This is a genomic window from Winogradskyella schleiferi, from assembly GCF_013394655.1.
Lineage (GTDB): Bacteria > Bacteroidota > Bacteroidia > Flavobacteriales > Flavobacteriaceae > Winogradskyella > Winogradskyella schleiferi.
Genome location: NZ_CP053351.1, coordinates 2811046 through 2827530 on the forward strand (window position 1 = coordinate 2811046; position 16485 = coordinate 2827530).

A 16485-nucleotide genomic window follows, 5' to 3' on the forward strand; every position below is an offset into this window, starting at 1 on the left:
CTTAAAACCGATTCAAACTCACATCCTCATAATTACGTTTTACAAAGTCGAGTGCGTTTTTAAGTATCTCACCCATGTTTTTACTGTTTCTAAAATTCAAATCCAGGGTATAATTATAGATATCTTCTTTTAGCATATCTATGTGCTTTGGAATAGAAATTTCATCAGCTTCCATACAATCCAACAAGGCATTTAATCGCGTATGGTAACTTATCATTCGTTTGGCAACAATGGAACGCTCCTCAATTTTGTACTGATATATTGATTCTGCCTGAATTTTTTCTTGCACCATTTTTACCATATTATAGTTTTCCTTAAAAAATTGTGGTCTATAAATTTTCAAATTGCCTTCATAAGATTGCTGATCAAAATCAATGGCCCTAATTTTAAAAACGACATGGTCAAAATCGTGAGTTGGGACGATGACATAATTGTACGAACGCATATCGCCTAATAGTCGAATTAAACAACGCTCATTAAATTTTACAAATTCTTTCGCTATTTGCGCTTTTTCAGACGGATTACAATCTGGCAATATATTCTTAATAAATTCATCACCAGGAATACCTGCAATGTGCTCTTCAATCAAGGTGTCCCTACATACCAAAAAGTTAATTTGATATGGTGACAACATCTGCTCTAGCTCCAATCCATAAACTCTCGAAGCATCTGCCGTTTTCACATAAAAATAGGTGTAATTATCATTTAGAATATTCCGCACTTTTATTCGAAAAGGTTTAGAATTTCCGAACGTACAAAAATCTATGGCATCGACATTTAAAAACTTTAATATGCCTTCTCCTCCGTCTGAAAGTAAATGTGAATAGACCCGCTTTAAACTTCTATCAATTTCTTCACGCTCGTAATCATTATAATAGACACGTACCCAAAGCGTATCCTCATCATTTTTATCGTAAACGACTATTGAGCCTTGAAATCGCAATAAATCCGAATAGAAAATAGGAAGGTCAACATTTCGCCTATAATCTGACAAATACGCATCTAATTCATCAGATATAGGATAGGTTGGCTTTCGTTTTGATATTTTTAAATCGTCACTCATGTGCTAAATTTAAGGGTTTTTAAATGAATATAAAAAGTTACATTCAAATTTGGTTTAAATAATTTTTTGAAGCTTTAGTCACTAATTTTAAGCATTATTTCGAATTTAATTTATTATAAAAACAACAATTACTGTAACAAAAAAAAGCATCAATCGTCTTACCTTTATAACCAATTGATGCTAAAACTTTTTAGCATCTCAAAAACCAATCATTTTGGAACCCATCCTCACTATTACCAATCTCACGAAGAAATTCGGCTATTTAACAGCGGTTAAAGATTTAAGTTTCACTATCAATAAAGGCAATGTTTACGGCATTTTAGGACCCAATGGAAGTGGAAAATCCACAACCTTAGGTATCGTATTAAATGTAGTAAATAAGACCAAGGGCGATTTCCATTGGTTTGACGGCAACACCACAACACACAATGCGCTGAAGCAAGTTGGTGCTATTATTGAACGGCCAAACTTCTATCCATATATGACGGCTGAACAAAACCTAAAATTAGTTTGCAGAATAAAAGGTGTCGATAAAAGTAAGATTGATGAAAAGCTCGAAGTCGTTGGTCTTCTAGATCGGAAAACACACAAGTTCAGAACGTATTCGTTAGGTATGAAGCAACGTTTAGCCATTGCTTCTGCCCTACTCAACGATCCTGAAATTTTAATTTTAGATGAGCCAACCAATGGTTTAGATCCTCAGGGCATTCATCAAATACGACAGATTATCAAGGACATTGCGGCGAATGGCACAACGATACTTTTAGCTTCACATCTTTTGGATGAAGTGGAAAAGGTCTGCTCGCATGTGGTAGTGTTGCGTAAAGGTGAAAAATTATATTCTGGACGTGTGGATGAAATGATTAGCAGTCATGGTTTCTTTGAATTGAAGGCCGAAAAACATACCGAATTATTATCTGCTTTAGAAGCCTATCCTAATATTGGAAAAGTAAAGGTTGAAGGCGAACTAATAACCGCTTTTTTAAACGAACCCATGTCAGCTTCAGATTTTAATAAGGTTATGTTTGAAAAAGGCATATGTCTATCGCATCTCGTTAAACGAAAAGAAAGTTTGGAACAGCAATTTTTACAACTTACAGACAACCAGCAAAATTAAATAAACGTCAATGTTATGCTGAGCCCTTCTACTGCGCTCAGGATAAACTAACATAAAAGCATCCTTAAAAAACAAAGTAAACAACCAATCACTATGTTACGTCTTATACAACTCGAATTACAAAAACTTTGGCTTAATAAAGCAAGTAAAGTTTTAATAATTATTTCTTTTATACTACCATTTACGGTATTGATTTTGTCGTCTATTAAAATTAATTTCTTTGGATTTTTTACGTTGGAATTAGGTGAGTTGGGTATTTTCAACTTTCCAATTATTTGGCATATCACTACTTTTTTCGCAGCTCAATTCAAATTCTTTTTTGCCATTGTTGTTGTGAGCATGATTGGAAATGAATACAGTAACAAAACCCTAAAGCAAAACCTAATTGATGGTTTAAGTAAAAAGGAGTTTATTCTTTCAAAATTCTATACCATTGTTTTTTTCTCATTGTTCGCAACCATTCTAATTGGTTTGGCCACTTTTTTAATAGGTTTATATTACTCGAGCTATACGGAAGCTTCCATTATTTTTAGGGAAGTAGAATTTCTACTCGCCTATTTTTTAAAGCTTGTTGGTTTCTTTAGTTTGTGTTTATTTTTAGGAATGTTGGTAAAAAGATCAGCTTTCGCTTTAGGTTTTTTGTTCATACTTTATATTGTAGAGTGGATAGCTTTCGGACTAATTTCTTGGCAAACCGATTCTGTAGATATAGCGTTTAACATCAAAAGATTTTTGCCGTTAGAATCCATGTACAAGCTCATAGATCAGCCTATTCAGCGCATCGTTATGACCAAATTCCCTGAAAAAACAGATATTATGTACGATTATGGCGTACATTGGTATGAGATTGCTATTGTCTTGGCTTGGACAGCACTTTTCATCTTTTTATCGTATCGATTACTTAAAAAGCGAGATTTATAATAACTTTGAATAATTGCTAAAAACAGTATACAATGTTAAAACTAGGAGTTTTTATGTTCTAGTTGTTATATTGTATCCATGGTGTGTTTACACATTAAAGCACTTATGAAAAAGATCCACTTCGTTTTAATCCTATTAATAACTAGCGTTCAAATATTTGCACAAAATGAAGCTTCATTTTGGTACTTTGGACAAAATGCTGGGTTGCAATTTAATGCACAATCTGGTAATGTTGCTGCTTTAACTAATGGGCAAATTAACACTTTAGAAGGTTGTACTTCGATTTCAGATGAAAACGGTAATCTTCTGTTTTATAGTGATGGCCGAACGGTTTGGAACAGCAATCATCAGATCATGTCTAACGGAGATTATGTTGGTGGTACAGGGCTTTTAGGTGATCCATCTAGCACATCTTCAGGACTGATTGTACCAAAACCTAATGATCCTAATAAATATTATCTTTTTACGGTAGATGAGCCTCATCATGATAATGCGGCTGCATATCCCAATCAATACAATGGAACTTATGACCCATTTGGCACTGTTCCTTTTGATGATGATGGTTTCAACAATGGCTTCAACTACTCTTTAATTGATATGACACTTAATGGTGGTTTAGGCGATGTAGATCCGGTTGAAAAAAACAGACATTTAATAACTTATAACCCTCTGGATCCTGAAGAAATAAAATATAAATGTTCAGAAAAAATTACAGCGGTCAGAGCCGAAGACTGTAATTCATTTTGGGTACTTACACATTTTGTCAATAGATTTTATGCCTTAAAAGTAACGGAAAACGGAATTATAATTGATGATAGTGAAGAGAATCCTAATCCAAGAGTGTCTATTGTTGGTCCAACCATTCCTGTTAGTGGCTATAGAAGAAATGCTTTAGGCTATTTAAAAGCATCTCCAGATGGCACAAAAATCGTTGCTGCGAACTATGGTTACGCTACTACAGCAGGAGGAAATGCTGCAGGTAGTGTTGATTTATTCGATTTCAATAATGAAACTGGTGAGGTTTCACAGCATATACAAATTTATAGTCCGTCTGAAGGGGATAGTCCTTATGGCGTTGAATTCTCTGCCGAAAGCCGTAAAGTTTATGCTACAATTAGCGATCGTGCTGCTGGTAATGGAACAAGTCGTGTGTTTCAATGGGATTTAGAAAGTAACGATATTCTCGCTTCTCGGAATACGATTCATACGTCTGATCAAATATCTGCTGGTGCATTACAATTGGGAATAGACCGAAAAATTTATAGAGCGCAATTGAATATTAGTAATAATATAGAAATTTCTAGATATCTAGGTGTGATCGAAAACCCAGAAGCAGATGGCATGGCTGCCAATTATAATTCTCAAGGGGTTCTTTTAGATATCAATGGATTTAACCAAAACCTGAGTAGAATCGGTTTACCTCCATTTATTCAATCCTTATTTAATTCCGAAATTGATATTATTCAAAATGGTATTAGTACAACTGAACTGGCTTTATGTATTGGTGATTCTTATAATTTACAAGCCGAAGATATTGTGGGCGCAGATTATGTATGGTCTTTTGATGGCAATGCGTTAACAGAAGCGTCATCGCAATTATTTGTAGATACGCCAGGTTTTTACGAAGTTTATATTGAACCCAATAATGGTGATTGCCCCATAGTTGGAAGCGCGGTTGTTGGCATTTTTGAAATTCCCGTGACACATCCATTGACTAAAGTTGAAGCTTGTGACGATGTTAATAACGATGGTACTTCCAGTTTTGACTTTACAGATAAAAATTCAGAGGCGCTATTAACTCAGGACGCTGCTGCATATAATGTACGGTATTTTGAAAACGCAGAAGATGCAGACTTAGGTACTAACGAAATCACATTTCCATATACCAATACGAGTAATCCGCAACTTATTTATGTACGTGTAGAAAATTCTCAAAACCCAAATTGTTTCGATGTCAATAGTTTTGAACTCCAAGTTTATAATACACCAACAGTGGAATGGAACAATCCGTTTCAAATTTGTGACCGCGAAGACGACATTATGGATGGAATTTCGACTGTAGATTTGTCAGAACTCATAACTCATATTACTGGCGAACAGCAAAATGCCGAAGTAAGTTTTCATGGCTCATTAGAAGATGCTCAGAATGACCTAGACCCTCTACCCCTTAATTATACCAATACCACAGCATTTAATGAAAATATTTTTATTAGAATAGAGAATACGAATTACCCAACGTGCTATAGTACGGCTAATTTTGAACTCATCGTAAACGCAGCACCTGTAGCCAATGACATCTCTATTATTCAATGTGATGAAGATGGTATTCCGGAAGGCTTCACACGCTTTAATATCAATAATCATTTAGAAGCTATTACAGATGATGTTGAAAACAATTCCGTTGAATTCTACTTATCGCTTAGCAATGCAGAAATCCAAGAAAACGCTATCGATGGTAATGCATTTGATAATTTTTTTAATCCTCAAATTGTATATGCAAGAGTAACTAATTCAACAACTGATTGTATTAATTTTAGCGAAATATCCCTAGAAGTAAGCACCACAGCTTCAAACAATGCAAGTTTGGAATTGTGCGATACTGATGGTACGGAAGATGGCTTCATGGCCTTTAACTTAACGGAAGCTAATAACATTGTTCTAGCTTTTTCTCCTACTGGTTTGGATTTGGTTTATTACGAAACATACGAAGATGCGCTGTTGGAAACCAATCCACTTGGGGCAACATTTACCAATACAATACCTTACAATCAAACTATTTTTGGACGTGTAGAAAACATGAACGCTTGTTACGGTATCAGTGAAATTGAACTCACGGTTTTTGCATTACCAAATATTGAAACCGAGTTTGAAACGTTATATTGTTTAAATTCATTTCCTGAAACCATAACTTTAGATGGCGGAATTATAGGAGATTCCCCAAGCAACTATTATTACGAATGGAACACAGGCGAAAACACATCTGAGATAGAAATTGATGCGCCAGGAACTTATAACGTAAGAGTGAGCAATACCAATGGCTGTTTTAAGGAAAGATCGATTACAGTTTTGCCTTCCAACATTGCAACGATTTCCTCCATAGAAGTTGTAGATGGTTCACAAAACAATTCTATTTCAATTTTTGTAGATGAAAGCAGCGAAGGCGATTACGAATATGCCATAGATAACATTGACGGCCCTTATCAAGACAGTAATACCTTTAGCAATGTTCAGCCAGGATTGTACACGGTTTACGTACGCGATAAAAACGATTGTGGCATCGTGGATGATTTGATATCTGTTATTGGATTTCCTAAATTCTTTACACCAAACAATGATGATGTTAATGATTATTGGCAGGTTTATGGTATTTCAGAACAATTTCAAGCGCATTCAATGATTTATATATTTGATAGATACGGCAAACTACTAAAGGAACTCGACCCCTTGAGTTCTGGTTGGGACGGCAATTACAATGGTGAAAAAATGCCTACCAGCGATTATTGGTTTAAAGTAACACTAGAAGATGGACGAACCTTTACAAACCATTTTACATTAAAACGATGACCAAACCCCTTGATCTAATTTTTAAACCTTTAACAGCAGCTCTATTCTTCTGCTTCTTCCATCTTCTTGCTACAGCGCAACAACCTAACGACGCCCAATTTGCCGTAACTGTTTGTGGCAACTCAGATTTTAGTCTGAATGTTGGTGGTATTGGGACACAAGAATTAAGCAATTCCAATACTTGTGGGAGCTTTGAAAATAATAGTATTTGGTTAAAAGTTAATATTGCAACAGCAGGCACATTGGCTTTTACGCTGACACCAGGAAGCACCAATATTAATGAAGATTATGATTTTTTTATTTTCGGACCAAATGTGAGTTCTGGTAATATAGGGCAAGCCATTCGGTGTTCTACCACAAATCCTGCCGCTGCGAATCAAGGCAATAATTTAACAGGAATGAATTCTACATCTACAGAAACCTCAGAAGGTCCTGGAACTGATGGCGATAGTTTTGTTAGTGAAATCGATGTGCTCGTAGGCGAAAGTTATTTTATTGTTATAGACAGACCTGTTGGTAACAGTCCATTTTCAATAATTTGGACAGGTACTGCAACTTTTCCGGATGCCCCTTCGAATCCGTTAATTACGGATCAATCCTCTACAAGTTTACCGAGTATTGAAGTTTGTGATAATATAGCACCATTTAATGATAACATTACGGAATTTGATCTCACCACCTTAACCCAAGATATCATCAATGGAGAATCTGATGTAGTCGTGACCTATCACAGTTCAGAAAGTGATGCGAACATTAATACTGATGCTTTGGGAAACGTATTCACTAATACCGCAAGCAACCAAGATATTTATGTAAGAATTGAAAATACGACCACAGGATGTTTCATTATCAATGATATGACTCTAACTGTTTCTGCCCTCACAACATTTAATACGCCTACGGATTATGAAACTTGCGATGATGATTTGGATGGAGACGATCAAAATGGGTTATCTACTTTCGACTTTAATTTAAAATCACAAGAAATCATAAGCGGAATTGTAGGTGCCAATTATAATATCAGTTATTACCTAACTCAGGCCAATGCCGAAAATGCAACTTCTGCGCTTCCTAATAACTATACGAATTCAACTCCTACACCGACAGAAATATTTGTTAGAATTCAGGATATGGATTCTGGCTGCATCGGTTATACATCTTTTAATATTAGCGTTAATCCCATGCCAATAGCTAATGATGTTTCCTTATTACAATGTGATGAAGATGGTATTCCCGAAGGGTTCACTACCTTTAATTTAGCAGAAATTTCAGATGCTGTTACTGGAGCCGATCCTAATTCTACGATAGAATATTACCTTTCCATGCTTGATGCAGAAAACCAAAACAATGCCATAGATGTCAGTCCGTTTGATAACTTTTTTAACCCACAAATTATCTATACAAGAGTGACCAACCCAAGTACAGGTTGTATTAATTTTAGCCAAATATCCTTAGAAGTAAGCACCACTGTTTCAAACAATGCAAGTCTGGAATTATGTGATACTGATGGTACGGAAGATGGCTTCATGGCCTTTAACTTAACGGAAGCTAATGACATTGTTCTAGCTTTTTCTCCTACTGGTTTGGATTTGGTTTATTACGAAACATACGAAGATGCACTGTTGGAAACCAATCCACTTGGGGCAACATTTACCAATACAATGCCTTACAATCAAACTATTTTTGGACGTGTAGAAAACATGAACGCTTGTTACGGTATCAGTGAAATTGAACTCACGGTTTTTGCATTACCAAATATTGAAACCGAGTTTGAAACGTTATACTGTTTAAATTCATTTCCTGAAACCATAACTTTAGATGGCGGAATTATAGGAGATTCCCCAAGCAACTATTATTACAAATGGAGCACAGGCGAAAACACATCTGAGATACAAATTGATGCGCCAGGAACTTATAACGTAAGAGTGAGCAATACCAATGGCTGTTTTAAGGAAAGATCGATTACAGTTTTGCCTTCCAACATTGCAACGATTTCCTCCATAGAAGTTGTAGATGGTTCACAAAACAATTCTATTTCAATTTTTGCAGATGAAAGCAGCGAAGGCGATTACGAATATGCCATAGATAACATTGACGGCCCTTATCAAGAAAGCAGTACATTTACCAACGTTCAACCTGGTTTATATACGGTTTATATTCGGGATAAAAACGATTGTGGCATTGTAGAAGATTTAGTTTCAGTCATTGGATTCCCAAAATTCTTTACGCCAAACAATGATGACGTTAATGATTATTGGCAAGTCTATGGTGTTTCAGAACAGTTTCAACCCAATACCTCTATTTATATTTTTGATCGTTATGGAAAACTTCTAACCGAAATAAATCCATTGAGTTCTGGTTGGGACGGCACCTATAACGGTGTAGAAATGCCTACTAGCGATTATTGGTTTAAGGTGAAATTGGAAGATGGACGAACGTTTACTAGCCATTTTACTTTGAAACGATAAATTAAAATTTGTATTTTAGACCTAACCAAACCAATACTTTGAAAAGCACATATTATATAATTTGCTTTTTTTTATTGATTCCATTATTTCCATTGATGGCTCAAGACATTTCCTTATACCAGCAATTTAATGGGAGATACGATTATACGGCCATTGGAAATACCATGAACACTGAAGAAAACGGTGTAGCTGGTCCTTGCTCGATTTTAACATCATCATCGGCGGATTTAAACCTCAATACAGATCAAAACGTAGTTGCCGCCTATTTATATTGGGCTGGTTCAGGAAATGGAGATTTAGATATTACCCTAAATGGAATACCTGTGACCTCTGAGCGGAACTTTAATGATGCTTTAGACGCTACACGAGTATTCTTTGCCGCTTTTGCAGATGTTACAGATATTGTAGTAAACGAAGGTGATGGTACTTATACCATTTCAGATTTTGATTTAACTACAACTATACTACCTTATTGTTCTACAGGCACAAATTTTGGAGGCTGGGCAATTACCATTATATATCAAGATGACAGCTTACCTCTTAACCAACTTAACGTTTATGATGGCTTACAAAGTGTACCTGATTCTCTTAGCATAACGCTAGATAACCTGAATGTTCTAGATAATGAAGATGCTAAAATTGGTTTCGTCGCTTGGGAAGGTGATCGGTCTTTAGCGGTCAACGAGCAATTGACCATTAATGGAAACGTAATTAGTAATTTCCCATTGAATCCAGCGAACAATGCTTTTAATGGAACAAATTCGTTTACTGGAGCAACCGATTTGTACAATATGGATATTGATGTTTACAATATTCAAGATAATATAAGCATTGGAGACACTTCGGCAACCATCGCCTTAACTTCTGGACAAGATTATGTGATGATCAATAATATCATTACGGTCTTAAACAGTCAATTACCAGATGCCACAATTAGCATTAATAGTCGCAATGTGAATTGTGGAGCATACAATGTTGAACTCTTTTATAGTGTAAACAATTTTAACAGTACAGATGTTTTACCAGCCAATACACCTATAGCGTTTTACTATAATGGCAATTTTATTGCTGCAAGTCAAACCATAAACGACATTGCCATCAATGCTAGTGAAACCAATTCCATTATTATTAACTTACCTGAAGGTATAGATCCTAATGTAAATATTGTTGCTATTGTAGATGATGTTGGTACAATGAATGGCATTGTCACGGAAACAAATGAAAATAATAACAGTACTTTTACAGATATACAATTACTCCTTATTCCTGAGAAAACAATCCTTCCAGATCTTATTGGTTGTAATGAAGGCTTTCAAACTGCTACTTACGATTTATTTGATGCGCTTCAAACTGTAAATTATATTGAAGAAGACATTACGTTTTATAATTCATTGGACGATCTAGAAATAGAATCCAGTCCAATACTTATTCCTTCTAGTTACAATAATATTCCAAATCCTGAGACTATTTATGTGCGATTGGCTAGTCCGCCATGCTATGAGATTTTCCAGTTCGATTTAACCATTGAAAATTGTCCGCCACGCATTCCACAAGGTTTCTCTCCAAACGATGACAGCTTCAATGATTGGTTTAACATCCAAGGCCTATACAATATATTTGAAGCACACGAATTACAAATCTATAATCGCTATGGCGAACTTATCTTTGTTGGGAATGATGCTAATCCTTGGTTTGGTGAAATAAATAAAGGTCTTAATAATATGGGAAGTAAAGTTCCTGTTGGTACTTATTTCTACATCCTGAATTTAAATGACCCAAATTATGAACCTTATATGGGTTGGGTTTACGTGAATTATTAAACCAAATTCGGACCTAATGTTAAAGTTTTCGGCCATTCATCTTATTTTTTTGTAATTCTTAATAACATCCTTTAGTTTTATCAGCGTTAGCAATATTTTACTGTTAATTCCCTCTTCATTTTATTATTTCCCTCAAAAGCAGATTGAACTAGAATCGAGAAATTAGAACATTTTATGTCTATTTTCCATCATGATATTATAATATTGAGTTTCAGGTTAAGCAATTTCTAATCCAATTTTTAGAAATATTTGAAATCAATTTGGGAAGAAAGGCCTCTTTCTGAGGTCTTTTTTAGTTTCAAACTGCGTATTCTTCTTCGAAATGTTAACATTTTGCGTATTTCAACGTATTTTTTTGTATTTCATCTTTATTAATTCTACATTTCGCCCATATTAAATCGTATATAGGAGATTACCCAAATCTATCTACGCTAAAAAATTTAAACTTAACCGAAACGAATGACTTATTTCAACCGCTCCCTCTGCTTATTTATAGGCTTAATTTGTAGTGTTTCTTTTGCACAACAAGTTTCTGTAGATAATTCAGTTTCACCTCAAGACTTAGTTCAAAACACACTTATTCAAGGCTGTGTCGAAGTCTCCAATATTTCATCACCCTCAAACGGAACGTCAATAGGAATTGGCAGTTTTGGATATTTTGAACGTGCATCCTCAAATTTTCCTTTCGAAAACGGCATTGTATTAACAACAGGAAATGCCAACTCCGCTGGAAATGGACAAAACAACACCATCTTAAATGAAGGAGATGCTACTTGGCTAACGGATAATGATCTTGAAACGGCTTTGGGTATATCTGGAACTGTAAATGCGACATCCATTGAATTCGAGTTTATATCAATTTCAAATCAAATACAATTTAATTACATACTGGCTTCAGAAGAATATTTCGGTAATTTTCCTTGTGAATATTCAGATGGATTTGCCTTTTTAATTAGAGAAGCTGGTACCAGTGACCCTTATACCAATATAGCGTTAATTCCTGGAACCACAATTCCTGTAAACACAAATACGGTTCACGACGAGATTGTTGGGTTCTGTCCTGCTTCAAACGACGAATATTTTGATGGTTACAATGTTGGAGATACGAATTATAATGGTAGAACCACAGTGCTTTCAGCAACCGCAACAATTCAACCCAACGTACAATATCAAATTAAACTAGTTATTGCCGATCAAACTGATCAAAATTATGATTCTGCCGTATTTATAGAAGGTAACAGTTTCGATGCTTCTGTAGATTTGGGTGAAGATTTCTCTACGTGTGCAAGTAGTGTTGTTTTAGATGGAAATATAGATAATCCAAATGCAACTTATAGTTGGTATTTTAATGACGCTTTGATACCTTCTCAAAACCAATCGACTTTAACAGCATTACAAGCCGGAAATTATCGCGTAGAAATAACTTTACCTCTGGCAGGAAATTCTTGTACTATTGAGGATGATATTAACGTCGCTTTAAGCTCTACTCAAACTTCAGAACCGCTTTCGGATTTTCAACTTTGTGATGATTTAAGTGGTGATGGTCTTGAAATATTTGATTTATCGACTAAGGATTCTGAAGTCCTAGCTTCTGTACCTTCGTCAAGTTATACCATTTCTTATCACTATACCAACTCGGATGCTACAAATAACAGCAATGCAATTACGAGCCCAATTCAAAATACTGGTAATCCACAACCTATTCATGTAAGAATTGAAGATACGGTTAACGGTTGTTTGGCATTTTCCAGCTTCAATTTAGTAGTTAATAACTTACCCATAATCTCAGATCCAACCCCTTTGGTCGTTTGTGATGACCAAACTTCAGACGGTATTACAGCTATGGATTTGAATGCTTTTAAAGACAATGAGATTACTTTAGCACAATCTAACTTAGTGGTTACTTATCATAGCTCTGCAAGTGATGCTGCTAATGGTGTTAATGCGCATCCAATGCCGTATACCAACACAAACGTTAGCGAGCAGGTATTTGTGAGTGTCAAAAATCCAGAAACTGGTTGTATCAGTACAACTACTTTAGATATTTCTGTGATAGAGAGTCCTGTAATTAATATGGAAGATCATTACATAGATGCTTGTGACGCAGATCATGATGGCTTTGCCAATTTTGATTTAACATCAATTATTCCAGATGTGTTACAAGGATTAACAGGAGTTAATGTAACATTTCATGTTTCTCCAGAAGATGCACTTTCTGGAGCAAACCCTATTGCCGATGACACAAATTATGGCAATATTACAGGAGAAGAACAAATCGTTTATATTAGAGTAGAAAATGATAATTCTGGTTGTGCTTCCATTGCCCCTGTTGAATTGCACTCCAATTTACTTTTAACAGCTACAAACATTAGAGATGTCAGCTTATGTGATATTGGTGACGACGACACGGAAGAATTTGATTTTACAAATATTGCCGTAGGTATTATCAATGATTTGGTCGACGTGGAAGTGTTTTTCTACGAAACTGAAGAAGATAGGGATAATCAAACAAACCCTATCAATCCCGACATCGTATATTATAATCAGAGTAGCCCTCAGACAATATTCATTGGTATTCAAAGCCCTACTTGTTACGAAGTTGCAGATTTTGATTTAGTGTTGTATCCTATTATTGAATTTGAATCTGTCGTAAGCCTCATCGTTTGTGATACAGATCAAGATGGATTTACAACCACAAACTTATCCTCATTAAACCAAGATGTAATCAACGGCGTAGAAGGTTTTGATGTTACCTATTTTCCAACGGAACAAGATGCGATTGACAATACAAATGCGTTGCCTAACCTATATACTAACGTAACAAATCCGTTTACCTTATTTCCTAGAATTACGTCTTCAGAAACAGGTTGTTTTGATTATAACTCTTTTGAGGTAACTGTATTACCAGCACCAGAAAGCGAAAAACCTGAAGATATAATTATTTGTGATGCAGATAGAGATGGGTTTTCACCAATAAATTTAAATAATAGTATTCCTAACTCAATATTAGCAACTCCAGACCGCTCCGTAACATTTCACAATAGTTTAGCTGATGCACGATCAAACCTAAACCAGATAAATAGTAATTCCAATTACAACGCCCAAACTGAAATAGTCTATATGCGTGTCGAAAACGCTAGCACAGGCTGTTATGTCATTGAAGAATTAGACATTATTGTGAATAAATTACCTTTTGTGGGTGATTTAACCAACTATGTAGATGAGTTTATTTTTTGTGAAGATGAATCAGACGGTTTTGGTGAATTTATTTTTGAAAACAAGGATTTAGAAGCTTTGAGCGGACAAATTGGTAAAGAAGTTTCATATTATCTTAACCAAGCAGATGCGGACAATAAAACGAATGCTATAGATAAAACAAGTGTCTATGAAAACATTAGCAATCCACAGGAAATCTATGTGAGAGTTGACAATGTTACTGACGAATCTTGTTATACAACCTCTTCATTTACCATTGAAGTGGGCACAAACCCTGTTTTCAATGATCCGAGTGATTGGTTTGTATGTGACGATAGTGTAGTTGATGGCTCTGTGATGCATGATTTTTCAAGTGTCATAGATGAAGTTGCTGCCGGTATCCCAGATATTCAAACGGTAAAATTCTTTACTTCAGAGGAAGATGCTATCAATAGCAACAACGAAATACCTGTGCAATTTGCAAATACGGTTAACCCTCAACAGATTTACGTACAAATTGATAATGGTGGCATTTGTAAGTCCATTACATCATTTGTGGTTAATATAATTAGCACTCCAGAAATTGATCCAATAGATCCATTAATAGAATGTGACGACGATACGGATGGGTCACTTGAATTTGATTTAACTGCAGCAGAAGAAAACATATTGGATGTAAGGCAGGAAGATCTTGTAATAGCGTATTTTGAAAGTTTTGAAGATTCAGAAACCAATACTAATGAAATATCCAATCCAGAAAGTTTCACAAATACCTCAAATCCACAAACGGTTTATTTTAGAGTCACGAACACCATATCAAACTGTTATGCGATACTACCAATAGAATTGATAGTGAATCAACCGCCACATATCAATGATTTTGAAGAATATACCATTTGTGCTAACGACACAAATAGTGCTGACCTAACTGAGATTAACGAGGTGGCGAGAGATGTCAATTTCAATGTACTATTTAGCTACTTTGATAATGAAGCGGATGCCATTGCTAATACCAATGCTTTAGATACTAATTATACCTATCAATCTGATTTTGATACTTTATTTGTAAGAACTGAATATAGTACTACACATTGTTCTACGTATTACCAATTTAATTTAAAAGTTGAACCATTACCAATTGCTAATCAACCTAATGATTTAATGGATTGTGATGATGATTTTGATGGTATATTAGAATTCGATTTAACTCAACAAAACGCTAGTATCTTAGGAGGACAAAACCCTAATTTATTTACGGTAAGCTACCATAATACTGAGCTACAAGCTAACGAAAATAATTCGGCTTTAGAGTCAGATTACATGGCTTTTGATGGTGAAGTGATATACACACGTATAGAGAATAACAGCACAGGATGCTACAGCGTTGGTCAATTCTCTGTAATTGTGAACCCGCTTCCGATTGTAGATATTGGAGAGCAAGTCATTTGTTTGGATAATATGCCATTATTGGTATCTGCAAACACCAATAATGGAACGGATACTTACTTATGGTCTACTGGAGAAATAACCCCAGAAATCGAAATCACAGAAGTAGGTAATTATTGGGTAGAAGTAACCTCAGAATTCGGTTGTGAAATCACAGATTATTTCGGAGTATCAGAATCTACATCTGCAACTATAGAAACGACAGAAGTCATAGACTTTTCGGACCCTAACAATATTACAGTAACCATAAGCGGCATTGGAGATTACCTTTACCAATTAGACGATTTTGATCCGCAAGAATCCAACGTCTTCCAAAATGTTGCCATGGGATACCATACCGTGACGATTATTGATTTGAATGGCTGTACCGATACAACTAAAGAAGTTTTAGTGGTTGATATTCCAAAATTCTTTACACCTAATAGTGATGGCACTAATGACACTTGGCATATTGTAGGCATAGAAACCTTGCCTGGCACCATCATCAACGTATATGATCGCTACGGAAAATTGCTAACACAATTAAATTCTTATTCCTCTGGTTGGAACGGAAAATACAATGGCGAAATGATGCCAACCAGTGATTACTGGTATGTCGCAGATGTACAACGTGGTTCTATTGCATTTCAGGTCAAAGGACATTTTACTCTGAAACGATAAGTTTTCCCTACTGAACTCTCGTTTAGACAAATTAAGTATAAGCAATACGGTAGCTAGCGTGCAATAGATTTTGACCCGTCTTTAAGTTTAAAATGGAAAAAACTAAATGGTGCCGAAAATTACATTTTAGCGAATTATATAACTTTAAATGATTTAAGTTTAAAATCTGAACTACAAGTAATTATCATTTTCATCCAATTAAATACGCAACTTAACTTATAAAATCCCCAC

At 35.3% G+C, this 16485-nt stretch carries 7 protein-coding genes; 6 read left to right on the forward strand and 1 reads right to left on the reverse strand.

Going from position 1 to position 16485, the window contains the following annotated elements; genetic code table 11:
* Position 1: 1 nt before the first annotated feature.
* Complete coding sequence (locus HM990_RS12250) at positions 2 to 1063, reverse strand: hypothetical protein (protein ID WP_178989218.1); 1062 nt, start codon at positions 1061 to 1063, stop codon at positions 2 to 4.
* 214 nt (positions 1064 to 1277) lie between these two features.
* On the opposite strand from HM990_RS12250, the gene HM990_RS12255 reads away from it, so the two are divergent.
* The 6 genes from HM990_RS12255 to HM990_RS12280 all read left to right on the forward strand — a co-directional run bounded on the left by HM990_RS12255 (position 1278) and on the right by HM990_RS12280 (position 16254).
* Positions 1278 to 2180, forward strand: a complete 903-nt coding sequence (locus HM990_RS12255) for an ABC transporter ATP-binding protein (protein ID WP_178989219.1) — start codon at positions 1278 to 1280, stop codon at positions 2178 to 2180.
* Positions 2181 to 2273: 93 nt separating this feature from the next.
* On the forward strand, positions 2274 to 3101 hold the full coding sequence (locus tag HM990_RS12260) for an ABC transporter permease (protein ID WP_178989220.1): 828 nt from the start codon (positions 2274 to 2276) through the stop codon (positions 3099 to 3101).
* Between the two features lie 105 nt (positions 3102 to 3206).
* Positions 3207 to 6665: a T9SS type B sorting domain-containing protein gene (locus HM990_RS12265; RefSeq protein ID WP_178989221.1), complete on the forward strand. Its 3459-nt coding sequence runs from the start codon at positions 3207 to 3209 to the stop codon at positions 6663 to 6665.
* Positions 6662 to 9133 carry a T9SS type B sorting domain-containing protein gene (locus HM990_RS12270; protein ID WP_178989222.1) on the forward strand — a complete coding sequence of 824 codons (2472 nt, stop codon included), beginning with the start codon at positions 6662 to 6664 and terminating at the stop codon, positions 9131 to 9133. Before HM990_RS12265 ends, HM990_RS12270 begins: the two co-directional genes overlap by 4 nt.
* A gap of 38 nt (positions 9134 to 9171) precedes the next feature.
* A complete protein-coding gene (locus tag HM990_RS12275) occupies positions 9172 to 10953 on the forward strand; it encodes a T9SS type B sorting domain-containing protein (protein WP_229719258.1) in 1782 nt (593 codons plus the stop codon).
* A gap of 459 nt (positions 10954 to 11412) precedes the next feature.
* Entirely contained in the window at positions 11413 to 16254 is a 4842-nt protein-coding gene (locus HM990_RS12280; RefSeq protein WP_178989223.1) for a T9SS type B sorting domain-containing protein, read from the forward strand.
* Positions 16255 to 16485 lie beyond the last annotated feature (231 nt).

Bases quoted from the DNA above. Each gene is read 5' to 3' on its own strand.
- HM990_RS12250 (WP_178989218.1), bottom strand. From the start codon at position 1,063: ATGAGTGACGATTTAAAAATATCAAAACGAAAGCCAACCTATCCTATA.
- HM990_RS12260 (WP_178989220.1), top strand. From the start codon at position 2,274: ATGTTACGTCTTATACAACTCGAATTACAAAAACTTTGGCTTAATAAA.
- HM990_RS12265 (WP_178989221.1), top strand. From the start codon at position 3,207: ATGAAAAAGATCCACTTCGTTTTAATCCTATTAATAACTAGCGTTCAA.
- HM990_RS12270 (WP_178989222.1), top strand. From the start codon at position 6,662: ATGACCAAACCCCTTGATCTAATTTTTAAACCTTTAACAGCAGCTCTA.
- HM990_RS12280 (WP_178989223.1), top strand. From the start codon at position 11,413: ATGACTTATTTCAACCGCTCCCTCTGCTTATTTATAGGCTTAATTTGT.